Source organism: Bacteroides intestinalis DSM 17393, from assembly GCF_000172175.1.
GTDB classification, from domain to species: Bacteria; Bacteroidota; Bacteroidia; order Bacteroidales; family Bacteroidaceae; genus Bacteroides; species Bacteroides intestinalis.
Genome location: NZ_ABJL02000008.1, coordinates 2,661,940 through 2,684,094 on the forward strand (window position 1 = coordinate 2,661,940; position 22,155 = coordinate 2,684,094).

A 22,155-nucleotide genomic window follows, 5' to 3' on the forward strand; every position below is an offset into this window, starting at 1 on the left:
TCTTTGTAGCAATTTCAATTTAACCTATACACTATTTCAATGAAAAACAAACCTTCTACCCATGTCCTGGGCTTGGCTCATCCTCCTATTCCCGTTGTACGCATCGGGCTCATAGGCTTAGGCAATCGCGGATTACTCACACTGGAGCGTTATATGCTCATAGAGCACGTAGAGATCAAAGCTTTGTGTGAGATACGCCCCGGAAACCTGGCAAAAGGACAAGCTCTACTGACAAAAGACGGACATCCCGCCGCAACCGGTTATACCGAAGAAAACGGCTGGCAACAGATGTGTTGCAACCCTGATATCGACCTCATCATTATATGTACGGACTGGCTGACGCATACCCCTATGGCCACCTACGCCATGAAGCAAGGCAAGCATGTCGCCATCGAAGTGCCCGCCGCCATGACCGTAGCCGAGTGCTGGCAACTGGTAGACACCGCTGAACGCACCCGCCGCCACTGCATCATGCTGGAAAATTGTTGCTATGATGCCTTTGCCCTGACCACGCTGAATATGGCAAGACAAGGTCTGTTCGGTGAAATCATGCACGTGGAAGGTGCTTATATACACGACCTGCGCTCCATGTACTTCAGCGATGAAAACCAAGGCGGTTTCCATAACCACTGGAACAAAGCTTACTGCATGGAACACACCGGAAACCCCTATCCCACTCACGGTTTAGGTCCCGTATGCCAGATCCTGAATATCCACCGGGGCGACCGTTTGAATTACCTTGTATCCATGTCCACCCACCAGGCAGGAATGACGGAATATGCCCGTCGCACTTTCGGCAAAGAATCCCCCGAAGCACAACAGGCTTACCTGTTGGGAGATATGAACACCACCCTCATCCATACCGTCAAGGGAAAAACCATCCAGTTACAATACTGCACCGTTCATCCGCGTCCTTACAGCCGTTCGCATACCATCTGCGGCACGCAAGGATTTGCACAGAAATACCCGGTAGCCACAATCAGTCTGGAAGATGCGCATAGCGAAGGGGGGCTCGGTACAGCCGCCGGAGAGGTAGCCAGCGTAACCACCGAAGAACTCTTGCAACGCTATCAACATCCTTTTACGGCTACCATCGGCAAAGAAGGCGCCCTCAAAGGTGCCCCAAACGAGATGAACTATATCATGGATTACCGCCTCATCTACTGCCTGCACCACGGACTTCCTCTGGATATGGACGTTTACGATGCCGCCGAATGGTCGTGCATCACTGAGCTTAGTGAGCAATCGGTACTGAATGGCAGTCGCCCGGTAGAAATACCCGACTTCACGCGAGGCGCATGGAAGACTTTTCCCAGCGTTTCAAGACAGGAAGAAAAACAGATAACACTCTAATAACCATAGCATTGCATTTACCAATCATTTTTCTCTTAATGTAAAAGCATTTACCGCAGGATGTAACGGCCTTTACATCATATTGTAACGACCTTTACATCGGTATGTAACGACCTTTACCTCGGCATGTAACGACCTTTACCTCGGTATGTAAATAGAGTTACCATGTGGGGTTAATAAAGTTACCCCAGCATGTTAATAAAGTTACCATTTGGAGTAATTGGTACTCTGCCTATATTAATTCAACTATAAACTCGCATTATTAATCTTTTTCGCTTATATTTGCAATGTACTTCACGACGGAGTACATTTTTTAGAATTTAGTTTAGTCGCTGCTGGAACTGCAACTCTATAGAGGTGAACTAAACTGAATAGGCATTCGTATGTTCTTGAAACTTACGATATACGCGTCTATTCAGTTTATTCTTCACCTCGGGTTGTTGCAGACCTCAGCAGTAGGATAGACTGTTTTAGGCGCGTTACATATGCAAACACCCATTATCAAATACTACAAAGTACTCACGAGACAAAACTCCCGATGGTACAAAATAATCTTGCTTATACAACAAGGAAAAACATCTGCCATGTATATTATAAAAACGCAGGATCGTGAAGTGCTTGAAACCCTCAGTTCAACATGCCTCAAAGAAGTAAGAGACAAAATACAGTTTGTCGGTAATTTAATACTCGGCAAGCATCAGTCCAGTCCTATCTATCTGGCATTCTATTGCAGATTTATTCATTTAGAGCATCAGCATTACTCATGCACAATGAAGAACTATTACATAAACTACATATTATAATTCAATTTCAAATACTATGAAATACTCATCACCCCCCTGCAACAGAAGAAAACGAAATTTCTTCCTCTTTATACACATTGCCGCTTTCTGCATATACATGACATTGATTCTGGTACTTGCGATCCTTCGTGTTACGTTGGAAGAAAAATACATAGTGATAAATTCACTTCAAAAACAAATACAACAGTATAAAGAAATACCCACTACTCCCCTATCTCACGAATACAGGGAATGGTGGGATGAGTATGGCTTAAAAGACGATCATCGCTAATTTTATCTTTCAAAGCTTACCCATCCTTTAGAATATCTTTGAGCTGTTCAGTCCGGACTATGCCATACAGACTCCAAGGATTGATGCTGTAAGAAGATACTCTAACTGTTTACATCTGCAAAAAAACGTTCCTTTTCCTTGCATACTTTAAAAAGATGCATTACTTTTGCCGCCGTTAAACACAGTATTCACCCCTTTAAAACTGAAAGAAAGGGACTAATTTATGTTAGAACTATAATATCTCAGCCAGGACTAAGTTGACTCATCGGGATGATGGGGCTTTGCAATTTTCTTGATTAGTCCTACAATCACATTTATAATTTTATTATTATTCACTTCAATGCAGTGGACAGATAGCGTTGTATCTATCATCATCCCTCATGCATTGGGTACAAAACGCATATTGCACTGCCCCGCTTTGAGGCGGGCAGCCCATGCCGTATGCATACACATGAAAAAGAAAATATGGGAATACGATTAAAAGATTTAAGTAAGCTGGGATATAGAGACAATGTAGCACGCAGTCTGGTAGTAGCCATCGTTGGCAAACATTGCAAGCACCAAAGCAAAGAACAGATTATCAAGACACTGAGCGACGTGCTGGAAAACCCCGATACTTATAAAGAGAATGAGACATGGGGCAAACTGGCCGAACACCTGTCCCCCACGCTCATCGAAAAGAAGTTCACAGCATACGACTTGCTCGACGAGCCGTTGCCCTATAAAACCTATGGCGGCAAGTTCATAGAAACCCTCGCCAAACAGCAGATGAACTTGGCCATGAGGCTCCCCGTCAGCATAGCCGGGGCACTGATGCCCGATGCACACGCCGGATACGGTCTGCCCATCGGTGGTGTACTCGCCACGGACAATGCCGTCATCCCCTATGCCGTAGGGGTGGACATCGGTTGTCGGATGAGTCTGACGGTGTTCGATGCCAAAGCGGATTATCTGAAAAGATACTCGCATCAGATAAAAGAGGCACTGAAAGACTACACCCACTTCGGCATGGAGGGTGGTCTGACCTTTGCACAGGAGCATGAAGTGACAGAACGGGAAGAATTCCGTTTAACACCTCTTCTGAGGGACTTGCACGGAAAGGCCATCCGCCAGTTGGGCAGCTCCGGTGGTGGGAATCATTTCGTGGAGTTCGGAGAGCTTTTTCTGCAAGGAGAAAATGTGTTGGGACTGCCCGAAGGCAATTATATGGCATTGCTGTCACATTCTGGTTCGCGCGGACTGGGAGCGGCTATCGCCATGCATTATAGCCGGATAGCCCGTGAAGTCTGCAAACTGCCGCGTGAAGCGCAACATTTTGCCTGGCTCGGCCTGGACTCGGAAGAAGGACAGGAATACTGGATGAGCATGAACCTAGCGGGCGACTACGCCCGTGCCTGCCACGAACAAATCCACCTAAACCTATCTAAAGCTCTGGGCCTGAAGCCAATGGCGAACGTGAACAATCACCACAACTTCGCCTGGAAAGAGGAGATTGCACCCGGACGCACCGCCATCGTGCATCGCAAAGGAGCCACTCCTGCACAGGCAGGACAACCGGGACTTATCCCCGGAAGTATGGCAACTCCCGGTTACCTGGTAGCAGGCCGGGGTGTGGAAGAGTCGTTATGTTCCGCTTCGCACGGTGCTGGACGGGCCATGTCACGCCAGAAGGCAAAGGAGAGTTTCACCCAGTCGGCCATGAAGAAATTTCTCTCGCAGGCCGGGGTCACACTGATTGGGGGCAGCATCGAAGAGATACCGTTAGCCTACAAGAACATCGACCGGATGATGCAACCCCAGGAGACATTGGTAGAAGTGCAGGGCAAATTCATGCCACGCATCGTAAGGATGAATAAAGAGTAAGAGGCTAGTATTCAGGAACCACTGATTTAAAGTAGATGAATGATTTAAAAAGAAAGGATCAACTTATGTTATCAGAAAAATATGGTCGCACGTATCATTATCCGTTTTCTCCCGGAACGACCAGTGACGACCGCATCAACCATACGTATTGGGAAGACATTCAACAGATAGAAACCCTGATACACACCGAAAAGCTGGACGGAGAAAATAATTGTCTGAACCGCCACGGTGTATTTGCCCGCTCGCATGCAGCACCTACCACCTCACCGTGGACCAGGGAACTGCGCGAGCGTTGGGAACTCATGAAAAACGACTTGGGGGACATCGAGATATTTGGTGAAAACCTGTATGCCATACATTCGATAGAGTATCGCAAACTGGAAACACACTTTTATGTGTTTGCCGTGCGTTGTCTGGATCAGTGGCTGTCGTGGGAGGAAGTGAAATTCTATGCCGCTCTGTTCGACTTGCCTACGGTGCCCGAATTACGAGTGGAAACAGTAGAAGGATTGACGCGGGAAGCATTGCAGCAACAAGTCGTTAGTCTGGCACAAGAACCGGGTGTGTTCGGAACACGCGATCCACAAACAGGCGCAGATTGTACTCGCGAAGGGGTAGTCACCCGTAATATAGGTGAATATCCTGTAAGTGAATTTGCCCGCAACGTATTCAAGTACGTACGCAAGGGGCATGTGAAGACCGATGAGCACTGGACACGCAATTGGAAGCGTGCCCGCCTCATCTGGGAAATAAGAAAGGAGGAATAAAATGAATTGGAAACTGACAGATAATAAAAATTGGGACTCACTGGAACAACAGTTCCGGTGGGTACAAGATATGAACTTCGTGATGCAGCACCATTTGCATCACGAAGAAGGTAGTGTGGCCGTGCATACCCGCATGGTACTGGAGGCATTGCAGCAACAGCCGGAATATCGGGCTTTGCCCGCACAGGAACAGGAAATATTGTGGACGGCAGCTTTACTTCATGATGTGGAGAAACGTTCTACTTCTGTAGATGAAGGAAACGGTATTATCACTTCCAAGGGACATGCCAGGCGTGGGGAATATACAGCACGCACAATTCTTTACAGGGATATTCCTACTCCGTTTCATATCCGGGAGAACATTGCTGCGCTGGTGCGTTATCATGGTTTGCCGGTTTGGATTATGGAGCGGGAGAATCCTGTGAAGAAGCTGTGCGAAGCATCTCTCAGAGTGGATACACGTTTACTGAAAATGCTTGCTGTGGCGGATATTCAGGGACGTATCTGCAAAGATAAGCCTGCATTGATGGAAGCTTCCGAGTTATTCGAGATGCTTTGCCGTGAACAGGATTGCTGGGGAAAGGCACGAAGCTTTGCAACGGGTCATGCCCGCTTTCAGTACTTTCAAGCGGAGGATGGGTATATAGATTACATTCCGCATGATAATTTCCGGTGTGAAGTTATCTTATTATCCGGTTTGCCGGGAATGGGGAAAGATCATTATATCCGTACATTGCCACAGAATATTCCTGTGATAAGCCTCGATGACATCCGGCGAAAGCATAAAGTTAGCCCTACGGATAAGGTTGCCAATGGCAGGGTAGTACAGGAAGCGAAAGAAGAGGCTCGCAATTATCTGCGTAAACAGCAGGGCTTTGTATGGAATGCGACCAATACTTCAAAACAAATGCGCTCGCAACTGATTGATTTATTCATTACTTATGGAGCCAGAGTGAAGATTGTCTATATCGAAAAGCCGTATGAGGTATGGAGGAAGCAAAATCGTGAACGGGAATTTATGGTTCCGGAGGCGGTACTGGATGCAATGCTCGGGAAGCTGGAAATTCCGCAGTTGGGGGAGGCACATGAAGTGGTGTATTCTGCCTGATAGTAGGTATTAGCTACTGATAGTTTAGATACATCACTCTTTGTTTATCAATTGTTCCATTGCATTAATAAAGGCCTCAGCCCGTGGACGAAGTGTATTTACCAAAGCAAGATCACAATATGCAAAGTCACTATAATCACTTGCCTGACGTTTTTCAAATAGAAGACTAAAGGTTGCGCCATGATCTAAGCTCAAATGCCCGGTGCGAACAAAATGCATAGAAAGTTGTGTCTTCACGCCATTATGTGTATTGGCTTCTATCTTACTGCCTAACAGCAATGCAGAAGCAGCATAATAGCAGGCATAATAAAGACGGTTAACGGCTGCATTATAATAACCGCCTGCAGTGTTATAATCAGCTTCTTTCAGGGTTTCGTAAGCACGTTCCAAACGATAATTCACAATGGCGGCACGACTTTCGGAATCAAGTTTTTCTTTCATAACACGATCCCTTCCTTCATTACATTGATGCTGAATGGGGTCGTGATTCTTTCCCATACACGACGCAATACTACCATCGGACTGATAATCACCCCGGTCTCCACTTCCACTTCATACAAATGACGGGTAATCTCCAATTCACGTTCAGGTGCCAAATGATCACCATCCAGCAATATAAGTAAGTCTATATCCGAATCTACCTGTGCATCTCCCCGAGCTTCGGACCCATAGAGAATGGTCTTTGCATCAGGAGCAATGCGATGCACTACTTCTGCAATCCGGCGAACAATATCAGGTCGTTTCATAACTTAATCTCCTATTCTCTTATTACACGACAAAGATAACAATGTTTTCGGAAATACAACTTACTACAATACAATACTTACCGAGAAATACGGCGCTATCTGGAAACAAGGATCATATTCCCTCCCCATCGCCTTAAAGAACGCTGACAAGCTTCTGCCATCATAATAAGCATTGCGTACCGCATTTATCCCCACCATAACAGGCAAAGAAATGTGCTTGGAAACCTTGAATTCAGGACGGAACCCTACCACAATGTACTGGTGCGTAAAAATCTTATCAGCAACATTCAACTCTGTCAAAGCCATCTGCCCACCCATTTCCGTAATGAAACTGATGCTGAACGATATAATGCAGGAAGCGCCATAGGATAACCGAAAGCATTGTTCAATGCCAAACCCGCACCCAGTTCCAGATTAGGGAATATACGCCTGACAAAGACCAATCCCGCACTTCCCAATACGTTCCGGAAACGTAAATGCGAATAGCCTACACAAATTTAATCAGCAAATAAATTTTAAGTCCACCCCTCACGAACAATAACCTTTTGAACAAGTATTCAAAAAATTAGATTTATCTTTGCGCCGATTTACGGCCAAAACACATTTATCATGAGAAAGCTTGTTAAATTAGTTATAACCCATACTTGCGTATAAAGTCAGATGAAGAAGATTGTAAATGTCCCGTCAAAGCAAAGCCTTCTCCGGGAAACGAGAGATTATGTAATGATCGCCCTTGGATTAATTCTTTATGGTATAGGCTGGACAGTATTTCTGTTGCCCAATGACATCACCACCGGAGGAGTACCGGGTATTGCTTCTATTGTTTATTTTGCCACAGGCTTCCCTGTGCAATATACGTATTTCAGCATCAACTTAGTCCTACTGTTGCTCTCTATCCGTATTTTGGGATGGAAGTTCAGTATCAAAACCGTATTTGCCGTGTTCACACTAACATTTTTCCTGTCCGTGATACAGAAACTGGCAGAAGGAGTGGTGTTGCTGCACGACCAGCCTTTCATGGCGTGTGTCATCGGTGCATCCCTCTGCGGAGGCGGCATAGGCATCGCTTTTTCTTCCAACGGTAGTACAGGTGGAACAGATATCATTGCCGCTATCATCAACAAATACCGTGACATCACGCTGGGGCGTGTAATGCTGATTTGTGACCTGATTATCATTTCTTCCAGTTACTTTGTATTGAAGGATTGGGAAAAGGTAGTTTACGGTTATGTAACCTTGTACATTTGCAGTTTTGTTCTGGATCAAGTAGTGAACAGTGCCCGGCAATCCGTACAGTTCTTTATCATCAGTGAGAAATACGATGAAATAGCCCGGCACATCAATGTATATCCACACCGGGGCGCCACCGTCATCAATGCTTCCGGATTTTATAGCGGTAAGGAACAGAAGATGTTGTTCGTACTTGCCAAAAAGCGCGAATCAACGATTATATTCCGCTTGATAAAGGATATAGATCCAAACGCATTTGTATCACAAAGTGCGGTAATCGGAGTATACGGAGAAGGGTTCGACAGAATAAAGGTGAAGTAGCTACGAGTTACGAGCTACGAGCTACGAGCAACAAGTCCCTTTCGGAATAGTAGCAGTGCGCAGCTACTCGTTACTTGTAGCTTGTAGCTCGTAACTACCTTCTTTCCAAACATACACTACAGGGCGGCGGAGATACGGCTTCAGTTTCTCTGCCGCTTCTTTATCCATATAGTCGGTAGTTGTAAAAGTAAAGGTCAGTGTATTGTCCTTTGCGGAAAGATCAGCTTTCACCAGCAACATATCTGCCTTTTCGCCGGCATCTCTCACTTCATAATCCATCACCGTATCGGGTAATGACAGGAAATCCTTCATTACAGGAGGAGTAAGGAAAGAAGAAGAAGGCAATTCTTCCCAATCGGTGGTATAGAAATGGACATCACTATCACAGGCTGGGGCACAAGCCGTAGATACAATACAGATTACTTTCGTACTGTCGCTCGTAGCCAGCAGTTTCATCTGCCAGGAACTTTGCGGTGTCATCTGGATACGGATGTAGTCGGAAGCAAGCTCCGTCATTTCCGATTTACCACCAAAACGGTTCGTTACTTCCGCTTTCATCTTACTTTCAAGGAAGTCGATAAAGTCAGCACGGTTCACGGCAGTAAGCAACGGGCTAAGGCTATCGGGCATATTTTTGAAAAAGGTTTTAGCTTCCTGGGCCTGCAGAGAACACATCCAGACACAAGCCAAACACAAGAACATTGTCAATTTCTTCATCATATTATTTTTCTGTTATTCTTATTTTGCATTTTATTACCTCAACGCACTCTTCAGAGCCAGGAACATATCTCTCCAAGAAAACGTGCATCTGTTTCATCAAAGGTATTCAGGCTTTCACTATCTATATCGAGCACGCCCCACACCTCGCCATTCTCACGAATCAACGGAACAACAATCTCCGAGCGCGACAACGAGCTGCAAGCTATATGACCGGGAAATGCATCGACATCGGGCACTACCAACATCTCCGCCTTAGCCCATGCCGTGCCGCAAACACCCCGTCCTTTTCGGATACGTGTGCAAGCTATCGGTCCTTGAAAAGGCCCCAATACCAGTTCTTCTCCTTTCACCAGATAGAATCCCACCCAAAAGAAGCCGAAAGTTTCTTTCAGTGCAGCCGAAACATTAGCCAGATTGGCTATAAGGTCATTTTCACCTTCAATCAGGCTCTTTATCTGGGGCAGCAAGGTCTGATACTTTTCAGCCTTGCTGCCGTTGCTGATGCATAAATCTTCTGCCATAATTATACTCCTAAATACGCTCATCAATTCTTAGCTTCCGGCTCATCTTCCGTACCACCTTCAAATCACATATTTATTTAGGACAAAGATAGAAAATAAAAATGAGACTGAGAACAGAATAGAAAAAGCACACAGTTTTATTTCGAGTCTCGCACGCATCGGATCGGTCCTGCCACCGACTTTACATAATAAAAATAGAATTGGTATTCGAATATATGGAACAGACCGGCATCCTTATGGATATGCAAAATGTTCACTCGGTTATCCGTGTCCGTGGTTGCATTATGATAGTTCCCACAACTGTTTGTACGAAAACCTCCTCCATCACCTACACGTGTTCCCTGTGTCGGGAAATAAGAAGTCGGACCGTCTTTCCACTTCTGCATATACATATTCATTCCATATCCATCCGAAAATTTATCATCATAATTGATACCACTCATAGATCCGGGATTGAGCCCCGTATTTGTAAACTCGAACCACAATTCACCCGAGGCAACCCTCCAGCCTGTAGGACAAGGGTCGAAAATAGATTTTTCCGTTCCGTAGTTATCGTATATATGTACATTATTAGTTTGGTTAATCGTATAAGCCTTCATTCCCTCGGAAGCCGGCTCCAGTCCACCCCAAAGTTTGTTATCGCTTTCTCCTATTGGACACCAGTCTCCATTATTGAAATAATTGCTCTTTTGTTGTACGTAACTTTCATTTCGGTTAACATCGTTCGTTCCAGTGATAAAAACCGTGGGATTGGCGATGGCGTGTCTGACAGCTCCGGTCAGGGTACTCCCAATTACCGAATGGAACAGCTTGTTTTCATCTGTGCCAGATGTCTTATGTACTTCAATCTGGTTGGAGTTGTCATAATGCAGATCTGTATGTTCGTCATTATAATCATGATGTTCGCTTACAACATTGCGTAAAGGAGGGAACGGATCTTTTCGTCCCCATTGATACAACATGCCGAAAGCCTGCGTCATTTCATCCGGATACCGATGGAGACCAGTTCCTATACCTTTCTGATTCTCGGCCAATGCACCGAGGTTACATGACATGACGGCATAACCCTGAATACGCGGCTTCTCAGGATAGATACCATTATTATCCCAGTCGTATGTGTAATAAGTAACAGCCCTGCCGAGATTATCCGGCTCGTGGTCTGTAACCCAGATGTGCCAAGACCACAGAACGTCTCCCTTGCTATTGTAAGCACCGATCAAGGCATTACCTTTCTTTTGCGTTCTAACATAGATTTTCTGATGAATGTCGCCTGTATTCTCACCGAGTTGCACCAATGTTCCATTTGTATTATCACCAATGCAGTCTTTGGTCTGCCAGATAATGCCGACACTGGCTATTTTCAGATTCTCGTCATGAGGACTTAAATAGTCTGCAAAATTATACCCGCCTCCTGTCTCTACACGGTAGTAGGGCTCGAAAGACAGAAAACCGTTTGGTTTTACTACAAAGCAGTTGGACGATGGATTATTTTGGCCTTTCTCTCCTGTAATAGTCAACGTCATGCGATAAACCTGATTACGTTGTATATTAAAATTATTGAGTGAGTTTCCTCCGGGATAAGCGGCATAGAGATATTTTTCACCACCTATTTCGGCGGTTACATCTACCACAAGTGCATTAGTGGGAGCTGCATCAGACTTGTTTCCACCCTGATTTTCTATTTCCCCTTGCAGATTCTCTGGAACATAAAAAACAGCCCATTCTTTATCTTCACTCTTTTCCAAGTCCGAAGCAGCAAAGGCTATGGAACTGAATGTCGTTCCATCAGGAAATGGAACCGCATTCATCGGCTCTCCATTTCCATCGCCGGCAAAGGTTTCTATCCGGCAAATATTCGGAATTTGCCTTACGTTGACATTGTTCAGCTTCATCTCTGCCTTCAGCATCTCTACCTTTACTTTAAGTTTGGCATACATACGCGTAACCGGTACTGTAACCGTAATGCCTGTTGTTACTTCCACCTCCTCACTTGCTCCGACCATTGGTATCGACACCTTATCTATTGAACGTAATGGGAAAGCGGTAGGTAAGGTTTGCTTCTTCAGTTGCTCCAAATTCTTAAACTTCTGCCATGAAGTATCCGTGTCATCGTTAACCCAGTTGTCATACCCCGTATTGGTTACAACATATACGAAGGACGGAATTCCGGCTTTCAGATATACAGGCAAATCTTGCAACATTATCTGGTCAGTGATAGTATAGTAACGCGGCTTTATCAGCAGTTCTTTCGTAACTGCATCATACTGAAACACCCAAATATTGTGTACCTCTTTTTCTTCCGAAGTCTCATTCTCAGGTATATTGCTCGGTATAGATGCCCTTGTCTCTGCTTGTGCTTCAACGGCAAATGTATTGACCGACAAATCCAATACGGCTTTCGTCAGTTCTCCCTCATTAAGGACTGGACTGTTTGTTCCATTTGTCTCCGGATGCAGTTCTTCCGTACAACCCTCTATTGTGATAATTACCAACAGAAGTATGAATAATAAGAAGTAGTGTTTCATATCAGTCAAAAGTATATTCGTTATCATAAGCATATTTCCATTCTTGCACGTTCACCATGAGTCTGCTATCTCGGACAGTAATAGTGAAACGGTAAAGATTGTTGCGGGCAATGTTGAAACGCTTGGCATTGTCGTTGCTATCCGTCTTTCCGCTCTCGTCATAATTTGCGAAATAAACCCTATGCGGTTCGTCCTCATCAGTCTGAGCATCGAACCTTACTTCAATACACGAGTATTTGTCGCCCGCATCGATGTTCCGGTATTCGGACAGGTAGGCAATCCATTTCTCATATTTATTTCCGCCAGTATCCATCCATTGGCTTGCAAAGCGGAAATCTTGTATTTTTTCTTCCACATCGTTACCATCTTCCACAAGGTGTAAACCACTAACGTAATCGCTGTTCCACTCACCACTATGATCGTAATCGTCCTGCGAAAAAACATCTTTCGGAGCACAATATCCCTTTTTATTATAGCGATGAATCTTCACCTCACTAAACGATAAATCAAAATGTTCGTCCGTCTTAAGTATCACCTCTACCTTTGCCACTGCACGGAGCAAAGTGACAGGCTCAGGCAGCAATGTAACCTCTCCAACCTTAAATTCTATATTATTGTATTCGTGAACACCATAAAAAGGAACTAGTCGTTCCGGTCCCAACTCGAAAGAAGAAAAACTGCCAAACTGCCCCCATTCGGCGTCGCAGACATCCGCAAGTAACGTTTCTCCAGCCTGCATTGTATCGTCACCATACTGCGGCCAATTGGCAAGCACAACCATCTTGAAATTTTTATGATTAACCAAAGATGTAGGCGCTTTGCCAAGCACACTATAATCCCTGTAATCGCTTCCTTCAGTCACCACGAAGCCATCCGGTTCAAAACGGGCGATGAACTTATTATCGGAGGTAAAGAAATAAATCCTGTAGTTATTGTTCTCTACATCTATGTAGTTCTCATAGGTTTCTCCAACCTCATAACCTTCATCGGTCTCCAAACTCCTTATAGGTAATCTGAAACCGATACTAAGAGCTGTTCCCCTATCGGATAGGCTGAAGTTCTCCGTGTCATGGCTACACGAGGTACCCCACAACACAAAAAGTGCCAGAATCCCCGTGACAATATATCGTACTACATTCTTCATTCGCATTCCTCCTATCACAGTTCACTGTTTTGCAGTACAACTTTCCAAGAATTGATATAAATATAGGTATCGAGCCAGTGATCATCTTCATCGAGGAAGAACACCATGTCATGCATGTCCTGCCTGTCGAGATACTCCTGATCGTCCATATTTCGGTGATAGAAGCCCTTCACTAGTAAAGCATAGTCGATAAGAGGGATGGAGAAAACCGTTTTTCCCGTTTCTTTATTGGACACGGTGAGCCGTGTCTCCTGCCCTTTCACAAGACGCGGCACAGTCAGTTCGGCTATAGCCGCACTGAAGGCGGCGCGAGATGTGGATCGGACAGCTTCGGAGCGGGTGTCCATACCAACTTCCCCGGCGTCGGTGTGCCATGCGTAGAAAGTCACCAGTTCATCGGGCAACAACGTGTTGTCCCAGTCCATACTTCCGTTAGTGTCGGTGATGGTGAAGACAAACTTGTCTTTGTCCACAGCCTCTCCCGAAAGGTGCTGTAACACCACTCGCACATTGTTGGTGTTCTTTACCAACGGTACAGTATAAGTGTACGTACCTTCGGTTTTACCGAACGTCTGTTTCGGAAGCCACCCATAGAATAAGCGGTCAAGATCTTCGGTAACGAATGCTTGGTTCCCGATATCACGTTGTCTCCCAAGCGTACAGGTCAGTTCCTTACCAGCAGTTGTTTCGGGTATCGAGAAAGAACCTTTGTTAGTAGTACCACACCAAACAAGTAAGTCGTATTCGCCCGGTTCTACATCTACAGTCATGGCATAGCCATCGGCTGCAAGGGCTTCTCCTTGTTCAGTACGTTGCCAAACCACCCTACCATCGACATCAAGCAGGTAAAGTGTCACGACATTCACCTCGTGAGCAAAAGCATCGGCAAACTTCATGTTGTAATCATAACAGAACTTCACACGGTAATTCACTGAGCAGTCACCCTCACCGTCATAGATTAAGCCGTCGCAGGCATATAGAATCGGAGTCCAAGCGATAACTGCCAGTAACTTTCCGATTGTTTTTCTTATGTAAGAGCGTATATCCATTTGACTTAAATTGTTATATTTTATATATGCTGCGGAAAATACCGCAGAGAATTTTCATTTTCGATGGGAAATGGCAAATATACCTTTTCCGGTTCCGTCCTCTCTTTGCACCGGAACGGAAGTGCTTTTCTAAAACCATTCCATGTGGAAGTCCCTCATGGAATGGTTGTTTAGAAAGACAACGTTTTTTTCATAAAGAATTAAAGTTCAACATCTTGGCTAACAATCTTCCAAGATAGGATATTAATTTTTGCCCCAACGTAATAAATGTCACCATCCGGATCGTCACCGGGAACAATTTTTTCGTCTCCATCAAAAATTCCCTTACCTATCTTCTCTAATTTGTCAACGGTAACTACGTAGTGGTGATTACGCACCACGCCATATTTGGCTTCCGGAATAATTCCATTTTCCGTAATAGCGCCATTGTTGAGGTGCTCAATGGGAATGTTGTAGTACATCAATCCACCGTTATAAGCGGTAGCATCTGCGGAAGCAGTGGCCAAATTATCATTAAGAGTGGTAATGATTTGTTCTGAGTAAGCGGAGCCGTCTCCTGTATATAATGAGGCTCCATTCTCATTCGTAAATACCACTTTCACTTTCCCATCGCCCACATTCTCCAACTTCACATACTCTTTACCAATCTGAGTATATTTTGTGTTGCCTTTATCATCTTGACCATCTTCATACCACACGTTCAGTTGATTTTTTGTCTGCAGTATGCTGAGCACGTATTCGAGGAAGGAGTCTTGTTTGAAAAGCACACCATTGTAACGTACGAGGTCAAGTGCATTTCCGTTTACATCGCAAACCTTGGCTTTTAACAGGATACTCGTAACGGCAGAAGAAAAATTAGTAGTAACAATGGCACTTGTATTGGTGTTCTCTGCACAATAGGCAGAAGTTCCCAATTCAGTTAAGCCATCCTCCAAGTCGACATAGTTCAGATATTCGGAATTGTCAGAAACCGCTGCCGCATTTTCAGGATAGCCAGAAAAACCGTAGTTGAATGACTTACCCCAGTGGCTACGGTAATCGATTGTTCTATTCCACATAAAGCCCAAGTCATTATCTGCCCAAGCAATATCTATGTTCTTGACCATGTGCGATTTCTTCGCTGTAGCATTCAATTTCCATCCGAGCAATTCCACATAAAGGTCTTCCGAAGCGATATTATCGCTTCCGGCTGAGTTGTCTTCACCTGCCACAGTGACTTTTATCGGATAACGCCCATTTTCATCCTTTTCGAGTTCACCGGACACATTCAAAGTTACCTTGGCCGCCAGACGCTCTACATATACGGTCACCGTATTAGTAATCGCACTCACATCCGTCATCGGCTCAAGAGAAAAATTTTCCTCTTTAACTTCTGTTACGAAATACTTTGCCCGATTGGTGTCGGTGTAGCTTGTAGTGCTCATGGTAAAGTAATTGATAGTACTGTTATTGATTGTTTCCGGATAATAAATACCTTCCGCATTATTATCCGCAAGCACTGTCTGCATTTCGTCAAGCGTTTCCCCATACACGAAATCATTCGGTTTGTTGAGCACCGCTACCATATACTTAGGATAGTTCTTCTTGTCCATTCCCTTCAGTACCACAACGTTATTACTTGTAAATTCAATGTTTCCGGCAGGGGTGGTTACCGAGGCGTTACCATTCGTCCAAACATCACCTTGTGTCACAAATACACCATCTGCATCATAAAAATAGAAGTAGGCATTTTTTACGGACTGCTCGTTTGTTCCGTACTCAAAGTCACCTTCTTGCGCTCTTGTAAGAGAACCTGCATCAGCAAGGCGGACATTAATATACGCCTCACTTCCTGCGAAAACATTCGGTGTATCATCCGGAATAACTCCTAATTCATCATTCGAACATGCACACAATGCGGTACACACGAACAAACCCAAAAATAATTTATTCATCTTCATCATTTTTTGTAATCTAATTTTGTTAATAATATATTTTCTCGTTAACGTCTTCCTTTTTCAAGTTGCTCAAGCGTAATGCCAGCCTGTTCTAATCCGAGCGATTTCGCCTCGTTCAAGTAACGTCGGGCACTGTCGTAATCCTTTTGCCGGATGGCCAGTGCTCCCCGTGCATAAACAGCCTCGGGCGAATCATCTGCCTTGGCAAGATAACGCTTCGCGCTTGTGAGGTCACCGCGGCGCATGGCAGCGTTGGCAGCATTCAGGTTAGCAATAGTGTCATCCGGAAACATGCGTACCGCTGTCTCGAATACCTCAGTGAACTCATCCGTACCGGGTTCATACTCTTGTGCAGCGAGATAGAACTCATTCAGATCCAGTTTTTGCGGTCGCCCACACATGATTCGTTTTATCTCCTCCACATCGCTGTAACTGCGGATAGTATAGGCTATGCGATAGTCAGTGTGGCGTAACGCAGGATAACAGTTCTGTAACAGGAAACTGTATTCCATCGGATAATCACGTTTTATTTTCCACTCTTTGGCATCCGGCTCCAAATTACCGTCTATCAAAGTGACTATTTCCGCACGATGTGCAAGGTTCGACCGTTCCACGTAGTAACGCAATCCTGCCCAATCCTCCGGTTCGTAATCGGTCGTTATTACATCGCCTTCAAACCGGTAAAGTTGCTGTATGTATCTCTTCAATGCGGCAGTACGCCCGATAGCCAACTCTTTGTTATGCGCATAAGAACCTTCAGGCGAAGCATAACCTTTCAGCCATACTGAAGTGATAGTTATGTCCGTATCGTTTCGCACGGAGTCAATTGATGACTGTATTTTCCCAAGTTCGGCGGTGTTGCGTCGATAGTCCGGATAAATCATCGTTTGATCCACCGGAAAGTCGATGAATGCTGAGCCTTCGAGCGAATCCCTTTTTTCAATCTGCCCTTGCGGACGTACATATACCAGTTCAGGGAAAAACGCCTCTGTGTATCGTCCAAGCATACCGACCTGTTCTGCCAATAAAGTATTGCAACATCCATAGTCGCTACGATGTAGCAACAACACGGAGCCGTTCATCCATTCTGCATACGGTACTAAATTGTGGTATTCAATGGTATCAGGCTTCTTCGAGACTTTATAACTCTTTTCATCTTTACCTGATAACATGCTCTCTCCATTACGTACATAGAAGTAATAACGCTGTCTGCCGTAAACCCCTACCGATTGCAGGGCAAGCGAGTCGTTATCATTAACTAACCATGGCGTAAGAAGTACAGCACGATTTTCATCCACATCAAGCCCTGACAAATCCCAAAGCATGTCTATGGCAATGTACCCTCCATTACGTTCCATTTTAAGATTTTCCACGGAAACACCATCCACGATGTCCTGTTTCCGCATATCGATTGCGATCTGTGCTTCCGCTACCACAACCATGCCCCAAAGGGCTACTAGGATATATAATATCTTTTTCATCTTGTACACGATTAAAATACATAAACAAGGTTGATTGCCGCTTTCGTCGGTCCCACATAATGGTGTGGTTTGTCCGTTTCTATCCTCTTACCGCATCCTAAACACTGGAAGCGGTCATAGCGTGTATAGGAATAACCAAAACCAATTTCCGCCTCAAGATTCCAATGCCTCCCCAATATCCACGCATAGCCATAAGCGATACCCGCGCCAACAAACCATCCCTGGTAACGGGTATCCTTTAGTTTACGAGCATCCGTACCAAGGAAATTGATTTTTCCGTCAAAACCTCCGATGTTATACTGTCCTCCATGAATGTGAGTACCTACAAAGTGCCCCGAGAAGCGATCGCAGAACCAGTATCTGACTTCAGGTTGAATAGCCCAATGTTTCCAGTGGCGATTGTGCGAAAGCATCCATGCATTGAACTGTCCCGTAACATCTAAAGTCCATTTAGAGGCGAGTCCTATTTCTATTCCCAAATTCGGATTCAAGAAAGCATCCGCCAGAACATTACTTTTGACAGCCACGTTCTGAGACTTGACACTCTGCGTCATGCCGGTAATGGTAACTACCAGCAAAACAAATATCCGTTTCATAATTCTATTGTTCATATTTTATGGCTATAGTTAATTATTACATTCCAAATTTTACAGTCTTTCCTTATATAGGTAATTTCAAGAGACCAGCCACGGTACCTCGCTTTCTTTCCGCACAAAGGAACAATGTATTTGTTATCGCATCATGCCAAAACGTATAAATCATATTGGCAAAATCGTAATGGACATTATACGCAAACTGCAATTTTGTATCGGACATGTCAAATCATCAAATCCAGAGTCATTTTTTAAGTGTACGGAGCCATTATTAACAGTTGCAATACCTATAAATGCAGTAAATTAGGCTATCTTTGTATATTACAATGTCGATGTGTATATCACTGTCTACCCAAACAATTTTAGTGTACCGGAAAAAGCCAGTGGAAATACACACTCGAAAAGAATAATTTGAATTCGATTAATATGGGAGCATTTGTCACATACAGCAACTTGATGACCTATATTTTACCAATATTTTGTTCGGCCATATGCTCGGTCTTTACCTTATTATTGACATGGAATTATCGCAATCTAGCCGAAAGGAAATTAAGGTGGATCGTGAGCATTTATTGTATCCTGATAGCCATATGGTGGTCATCTGCTTTATGGCATACTGTCTCTGATGAGCCGATATTCCTTCCGGTCGATATACCTTTTGCCTTGTCGTATATCTATACTCCCATATTGTTCTACAACATTGTTTATAATCTGACTTATTTTGAGGATAAAAGAAACTTTCCCATACTGAATTACCTTTGGCCAGTCCCTACATTGGTAATTATCCTGATAGTGGCAACCTGGATATCGCCTCCCAAGGGAGAGCTTTTTACCGGCTTATCGTTGTTCGAAGAATATACGGCGCTTTTCATATCCGACTTTTTAGTGCGGTTTATCACAGCGGTAGTCTATATTGTTCCAACCGGACTATTGTTATTGCGGCATTACAAGCGAACAGTACTTCAAAAAACCGATACAGATCGAAAATATCTCAGTATAAAATCATCGCGTTGGCTCATCGTGTTTTTCATACTTTCCATCGCTATATTGCTAATCGCTTTTTTGTCTTCGTTGGTTGGTCCAAGCCAATGGCTTATCCGGCTGAACGCATTATGCATTATGGCTCAAGAGATATTGCTTACATACCAAATCATCCGCAGGCAATATCTCTCTTACAAAATATCTGATTTGTTTCCAGCCAACGAAAAGAAAACCGAGAACAGCAGCCCGACCACCCAACAGCAACCTGCGCCGAATAATACGCACGGACTATTGAACAAGAAGGTGTTCGAAAACTATTTGTCTCAACAAAAGCCATACCTCAATCCCGATTTCAAACTGACTGACATGGCCGAGATAATGGGTGTAAACCGTACCGTCATGTCCAACTTTATCAATCAAACGTATGGTATGAATTTCAGGCGTTATCTAAACCTGTGCCGGATCAAAGAGTATCAGGCACTGATAGTGCATCCTTCAAACAAAGGTAAAAATCCGTATCAGGTAATGGCCATGGCGGGATTTAAAGATTCCAGACATTTCCAGCGTGCGATTCAACTGGAAAATATATATAAAGAACAGACTCACAAAGAACCATAAATAAACCAAAAGGATGAATCAAGATATCGGACGTGCTATAGTTTTTTCAATACCTGCAGTAAGTGCTGCGGTCAGCTTGATTATGATTTCGCTCGACATAACCCGCTCTTCCAATACGGTCAACCGAAAAATACATTACAGCATAATCACTGTATACTGTCTAATAATACTGTACTGGAGCGGACTGGTAATGTATTCCATCGCCCGTGACGCTTTCATAGCATACTTGCCTGTTTGCTTTTCCTCGTTTAGTTTTATTCCCATATTCCTGTACATGATCACCTATATTATTACAGGAGTAGGCGATCGAAAGCATTTCCCCACATACCATTTCATCCTTCCAGCATGTTTGACCGTAACTATCCACGTGATTGCCTTTACAGTACCGTTCCAGCAACGATGGAATGCCATTTATGACAACGGGGTAAGCCTGACAAGCGCAATTATTGACAGCACGTATATCATCTGTATTTTGCTGAGTATTTTATATTCCGGGTTGAGCCTGCTCCGCATAAAATCGTACAAACGTCAAGTTACCAATTATTCCGCTGATATCTACCGAATGTCGCTGGATTGGTTGTCCTTTATCATCATCTTCAGGGTCCTGTTGCAAACCTTACCGATAGCCGGATTAATATTGGGCATCGAACTATTCAATAAATTGGGGGTTATCTGGACATTCACAACATTACCAGCAGTCTTTACTCAGATTGTGTTGTGCCTGAACATTCTTTCGGAGAATTATGTGATCATCGAACCTATTACCGCCAAAGAAAAGGAAATGACCACGTCCGGAAACTATGCGCAACTGGAACGCCAGCGGGTTGAAAAGTATTTAGAGAATGAAAAACCTTATCTAAATCCGGAATTCAAAATAACCGATATGGCCAAGGATCTTTTTTCAAACAGGACTTATATATCTGCTTTCATCAACCGGGAATATGGTATGAATTTCAATCGTTTTATCAACAATTACCGACTAAAGGAAGTAGAAAGACTACAGTCAGAGGCTATACAAAGAAAGCAAAAAATATCCTCGACGGAAATTGTCATTCATGCTGGATTCAGTAATTATCGCAGTTATTTCCGAGCAAAAAAAATGGCAAAGAACGATCCCGTTTCCATTGATTAAAAGAAAATTTAAACAACCAGTAAGATACACGAATACAGGGATATAGAAACTAATCATCTGTATTCAACTTATTTACTTCCTAAATACAGGAAGAACATTCCAATCAATACTAATATGAGATCGACAGCCTTACTCTTTAAATTCTTTTCACGGAAGAAGAGAGCTCCGAAAAGGAAGGAGACAACCACACTGCCGCGGCGTACCATAGAAACGATGGAAATCATGGAGTCTTCATAGCTCAGGGCATAAAAGTAGGCAAAGTCAGCCGCACTAAGGAAGACGGATATCAGGATGATAGTCCAGTCCCAACGGAAAGGAGTACTTTCTTTTCGTTTGGGATACCATAGCAAAAGGATGATGGGGCACATGATAAATACCTGATAAACATTGTACCACGATTGTACAACCATAGGATTGAATTGCTTCATCAGATACTTGTCATACAGTCCGCTGATAGCACCGGTGATGGCGGCAAGCACAATGAAATAAATCCATTTGTTATGCTTGAAGTCGATGCCCTCTTTCTTGCCGGAACGGCTCAGCATAAAGAAAGAAAGTATGGCAAGCATGACTCCGATCCATTGATACAGGTTCAGACGTTCACCGAATATCAGCATGGCCCCCACGAGTACCATTACAGGGCGGGTGGCATTAATCGGTCCTACAATAGTCAACGGCAAATGTTTCATACCGAAATAGCCGAATATCCAAGATGAAAGAACGATAAAGGACTTGATAATTATAAACTTATGTACTTCCCAACCTACTACAGGCACATCAAACATTGTTCCGTTAAGGACCGGAGTAAAAGCGGAAATCAATATGAAAGGAAGAAATACCATACTGGAAAACACTGTGTTCAGAAACAGAACGGGAAGCACAGCATTGTCACGCAATGATTTCTTCTTAAATGCATCATAAAACCCCAGCAAGGCAGCTGAGAGAAAGGCGAGTAATAACCACATGGTTCTTAGTTAATTAATTGTTAGTTA

The 22,155-nt window shown here is 44.0% G+C and carries 20 protein-coding genes and 1 pseudogene; 9 read left to right on the forward strand and 12 right to left on the reverse strand.

Features of this window, described 5'->3' with window-relative positions; genetic code table 11:
• Window positions 1–39: 39 nt before the first annotated feature.
• From BACINT_RS20140 to BACINT_RS20160, 6 genes are all read left to right on the forward strand, one after another.
• Window positions 40–1,353, forward strand: a complete 1,314-nt coding sequence (locus BACINT_RS20140) for a Gfo/Idh/MocA family protein (RefSeq protein ID WP_007666603.1) — start codon at window positions 40–42, stop codon at window positions 1,351–1,353.
• 584 nt (window positions 1,354–1,937) lie between these two features.
• Window positions 1,938–2,156, forward strand: a complete 219-nt coding sequence (locus BACINT_RS20145) for a hypothetical protein (protein ID WP_021967880.1) — start codon at window positions 1,938–1,940, stop codon at window positions 2,154–2,156.
• A gap of 16 nt (window positions 2,157–2,172) precedes the next feature.
• The gene (locus BACINT_RS24275; RefSeq protein ID WP_147400712.1) at window positions 2,173–2,427 is read left to right on the forward strand and encodes a hypothetical protein; all 255 of its coding nucleotides are present in this window, start codon (window positions 2,173–2,175) and stop codon (window positions 2,425–2,427) included.
• A gap of 465 nt (window positions 2,428–2,892) precedes the next feature.
• Complete coding sequence (locus tag BACINT_RS20150; RefSeq protein ID WP_021967879.1) at window positions 2,893–4,290, forward strand: RtcB family protein; 1,398 nt, start codon at window positions 2,893–2,895, stop codon at window positions 4,288–4,290.
• Between the two features lie 65 nt (window positions 4,291–4,355).
• Window positions 4,356–5,057 carry an RNA ligase family protein gene (locus BACINT_RS20155; RefSeq protein ID WP_044155132.1) on the forward strand — a complete coding sequence of 234 codons (702 nt, stop codon included), beginning with the start codon at window positions 4,356–4,358 and terminating at the stop codon, window positions 5,055–5,057.
• A gap of 1 nt (window position 5,058) precedes the next feature.
• Window positions 5,059–6,165 carry an AAA family ATPase gene (locus BACINT_RS20160; RefSeq protein WP_007666615.1) on the forward strand — a complete coding sequence of 369 codons (1,107 nt, stop codon included), beginning with the start codon at window positions 5,059–5,061 and terminating at the stop codon, window positions 6,163–6,165.
• 33 nt (window positions 6,166–6,198) lie between these two features.
• Here the strand turns inward: BACINT_RS20160 and BACINT_RS20165 are convergent, their stop codons facing one another.
• From BACINT_RS20165 to BACINT_RS20175, 3 genes and pseudogenes are all read right to left on the reverse strand, one after another.
• Window positions 6,199–6,606, reverse strand: coding sequence for a HEPN domain-containing protein (locus tag BACINT_RS20165; RefSeq protein ID WP_007666624.1), 408 nt, complete (start codon window positions 6,604–6,606; stop codon window positions 6,199–6,201).
• Window positions 6,603–6,911 carry a nucleotidyltransferase domain-containing protein gene (locus BACINT_RS20170; protein ID WP_007666625.1) on the reverse strand — a complete coding sequence of 103 codons (309 nt, stop codon included), beginning with the start codon at window positions 6,909–6,911 and terminating at the stop codon, window positions 6,603–6,605. Before BACINT_RS20170 ends, BACINT_RS20165 begins: the two co-directional genes overlap by 4 nt.
• A gap of 63 nt (window positions 6,912–6,974) precedes the next feature.
• A pseudogene (locus BACINT_RS20175) lies at window positions 6,975–7,369 on the reverse strand (DUF6268 family outer membrane beta-barrel protein).
• 202 nt (window positions 7,370–7,571) lie between these two features.
• Between BACINT_RS20175 and BACINT_RS20180 the strand changes: the two are divergent.
• Window positions 7,572–8,462, forward strand: a complete 891-nt coding sequence (locus BACINT_RS20180; RefSeq protein ID WP_007666636.1) for a YitT family protein — start codon at window positions 7,572–7,574, stop codon at window positions 8,460–8,462.
• Between the two features lie 63 nt (window positions 8,463–8,525).
• Here BACINT_RS20180 and BACINT_RS20185 read toward each other — a convergent pair whose 3' ends face one another.
• The 8 genes from BACINT_RS20185 to BACINT_RS20220 all read right to left on the reverse strand — a co-directional run bounded on the left by BACINT_RS20185 (window position 8,526) and on the right by BACINT_RS20220 (window position 18,450).
• Window positions 8,526–9,182 (reverse strand): DUF3256 family protein, encoded by a 657-nt coding sequence (locus tag BACINT_RS20185; RefSeq protein ID WP_007666638.1) that lies wholly within the window; start codon window positions 9,180–9,182, stop codon window positions 8,526–8,528.
• A 50-nt stretch (window positions 9,183–9,232) separates the two neighbouring features.
• Window positions 9,233–9,703, reverse strand: a complete 471-nt coding sequence (locus BACINT_RS20190; protein ID WP_044155133.1) for a GAF domain-containing protein — start codon at window positions 9,701–9,703, stop codon at window positions 9,233–9,235.
• A gap of 137 nt (window positions 9,704–9,840) precedes the next feature.
• Window positions 9,841–12,228, reverse strand: coding sequence for a DUF4906 domain-containing protein (locus BACINT_RS20195; RefSeq protein ID WP_229107047.1), 2,388 nt, complete (start codon window positions 12,226–12,228; stop codon window positions 9,841–9,843).
• Window position 12,229: 1 nt separating this feature from the next.
• Window positions 12,230–13,372 carry a hypothetical protein gene (locus BACINT_RS20200; RefSeq protein ID WP_044155134.1) on the reverse strand — a complete coding sequence of 381 codons (1,143 nt, stop codon included), beginning with the start codon at window positions 13,370–13,372 and terminating at the stop codon, window positions 12,230–12,232.
• Window positions 13,373–13,386: 14 nt separating this feature from the next.
• Window positions 13,387–14,421: a FimB/Mfa2 family fimbrial subunit gene (locus BACINT_RS20205; protein ID WP_007666644.1), complete on the reverse strand. Its 1,035-nt coding sequence runs from the start codon at window positions 14,419–14,421 to the stop codon at window positions 13,387–13,389.
• 200 nt (window positions 14,422–14,621) lie between these two features.
• On the reverse strand, window positions 14,622–16,361 hold the full coding sequence (locus BACINT_RS20210) for an Mfa1 family fimbria major subunit (RefSeq protein ID WP_181982213.1): 1,740 nt from the start codon (window positions 16,359–16,361) through the stop codon (window positions 14,622–14,624).
• Window positions 16,362–16,402: 41 nt separating this feature from the next.
• The gene (locus BACINT_RS20215; protein WP_007666646.1) at window positions 16,403–17,839 is read right to left on the reverse strand and encodes a DUF3868 domain-containing protein; all 1,437 of its coding nucleotides are present in this window, start codon (window positions 17,837–17,839) and stop codon (window positions 16,403–16,405) included.
• Window positions 17,840–17,850: 11 nt separating this feature from the next.
• On the reverse strand, window positions 17,851–18,450 hold the full coding sequence (locus BACINT_RS20220) for a DUF3575 domain-containing protein (RefSeq protein ID WP_007666647.1): 600 nt from the start codon (window positions 18,448–18,450) through the stop codon (window positions 17,851–17,853).
• A 408-nt stretch (window positions 18,451–18,858) separates the two neighbouring features.
• On the opposite strand from BACINT_RS20220, the gene BACINT_RS20225 reads away from it, so the two are divergent.
• Together BACINT_RS20225 and BACINT_RS20230 are read left to right on the forward strand one after the other, a co-directional pair.
• Window positions 18,859–20,031, forward strand: coding sequence for a helix-turn-helix domain-containing protein (locus tag BACINT_RS20225; RefSeq protein ID WP_007666648.1), 1,173 nt, complete (start codon window positions 18,859–18,861; stop codon window positions 20,029–20,031).
• A gap of 13 nt (window positions 20,032–20,044) precedes the next feature.
• Window positions 20,045–21,163, forward strand: a complete 1,119-nt coding sequence (locus BACINT_RS20230; RefSeq protein ID WP_044155137.1) for a helix-turn-helix domain-containing protein — start codon at window positions 20,045–20,047, stop codon at window positions 21,161–21,163.
• A 68-nt stretch (window positions 21,164–21,231) separates the two neighbouring features.
• Here the strand turns inward: BACINT_RS20230 and BACINT_RS20235 are convergent, their stop codons facing one another.
• Window positions 21,232–22,128, reverse strand: a complete 897-nt coding sequence (locus BACINT_RS20235) for a DMT family transporter (RefSeq protein WP_007666654.1) — start codon at window positions 22,126–22,128, stop codon at window positions 21,232–21,234.
• Between the last annotated feature and the right edge of the window lie 27 nt (window positions 22,129–22,155).

What these genes read in the sequence shown, in the direction of transcription:
- BACINT_RS20140 (WP_007666603.1), top strand. Translation starts at nt 40, where the DNA reads ATGAAAAACAAACCTTCTACCCATGTCCTGGGCTTGGCTCATCCTCCT.
- BACINT_RS20145 (WP_021967880.1), top strand. Translation starts at nt 1,938, where the DNA reads ATGTATATTATAAAAACGCAGGATCGTGAAGTGCTTGAAACCCTCAGT.
- BACINT_RS24275 (WP_147400712.1), top strand. Translation starts at nt 2,173, where the DNA reads ATGAAATACTCATCACCCCCCTGCAACAGAAGAAAACGAAATTTCTTC.
- BACINT_RS20150 (WP_021967879.1), top strand. Translation starts at nt 2,893, where the DNA reads ATGGGAATACGATTAAAAGATTTAAGTAAGCTGGGATATAGAGACAAT.
- BACINT_RS20155 (WP_044155132.1), top strand. Translation starts at nt 4,356, where the DNA reads ATGTTATCAGAAAAATATGGTCGCACGTATCATTATCCGTTTTCTCCC.
- BACINT_RS20160 (WP_007666615.1), top strand. Translation starts at nt 5,059, where the DNA reads ATGAATTGGAAACTGACAGATAATAAAAATTGGGACTCACTGGAACAA.
- BACINT_RS20165 (WP_007666624.1), bottom strand. Translation starts at nt 6,606, where the DNA reads ATGAAAGAAAAACTTGATTCCGAAAGTCGTGCCGCCATTGTGAATTAT.
- BACINT_RS20170 (WP_007666625.1), bottom strand. Translation starts at nt 6,911, where the DNA reads ATGAAACGACCTGATATTGTTCGCCGGATTGCAGAAGTAGTGCATCGC.
- BACINT_RS20180 (WP_007666636.1), top strand. Translation starts at nt 7,572, where the DNA reads ATGAAGAAGATTGTAAATGTCCCGTCAAAGCAAAGCCTTCTCCGGGAA.
- BACINT_RS20185 (WP_007666638.1), bottom strand. Translation starts at nt 9,182, where the DNA reads ATGATGAAGAAATTGACAATGTTCTTGTGTTTGGCTTGTGTCTGGATG.
- BACINT_RS20190 (WP_044155133.1), bottom strand. Translation starts at nt 9,703, where the DNA reads ATGGCAGAAGATTTATGCATCAGCAACGGCAGCAAGGCTGAAAAGTAT.
- BACINT_RS20195 (WP_229107047.1), bottom strand. Translation starts at nt 12,228, where the DNA reads ATGAAACACTACTTCTTATTATTCATACTTCTGTTGGTAATTATCACA.
- BACINT_RS20200 (WP_044155134.1), bottom strand. Translation starts at nt 13,372, where the DNA reads ATGAAGAATGTAGTACGATATATTGTCACGGGGATTCTGGCACTTTTT.
- BACINT_RS20205 (WP_007666644.1), bottom strand. Translation starts at nt 14,421, where the DNA reads ATGGATATACGCTCTTACATAAGAAAAACAATCGGAAAGTTACTGGCA.
- BACINT_RS20210 (WP_181982213.1), bottom strand. Translation starts at nt 16,361, where the DNA reads ATGAAGATGAATAAATTATTTTTGGGTTTGTTCGTGTGTACCGCATTG.
- BACINT_RS20215 (WP_007666646.1), bottom strand. Translation starts at nt 17,839, where the DNA reads ATGAAAAAGATATTATATATCCTAGTAGCCCTTTGGGGCATGGTTGTG.
- BACINT_RS20220 (WP_007666647.1), bottom strand. Translation starts at nt 18,450, where the DNA reads ATGAACAATAGAATTATGAAACGGATATTTGTTTTGCTGGTAGTTACC.
- BACINT_RS20225 (WP_007666648.1), top strand. Translation starts at nt 18,859, where the DNA reads ATGGGAGCATTTGTCACATACAGCAACTTGATGACCTATATTTTACCA.
- BACINT_RS20230 (WP_044155137.1), top strand. Translation starts at nt 20,045, where the DNA reads ATGAATCAAGATATCGGACGTGCTATAGTTTTTTCAATACCTGCAGTA.
- BACINT_RS20235 (WP_007666654.1), bottom strand. Translation starts at nt 22,128, where the DNA reads ATGTGGTTATTACTCGCCTTTCTCTCAGCTGCCTTGCTGGGGTTTTAT.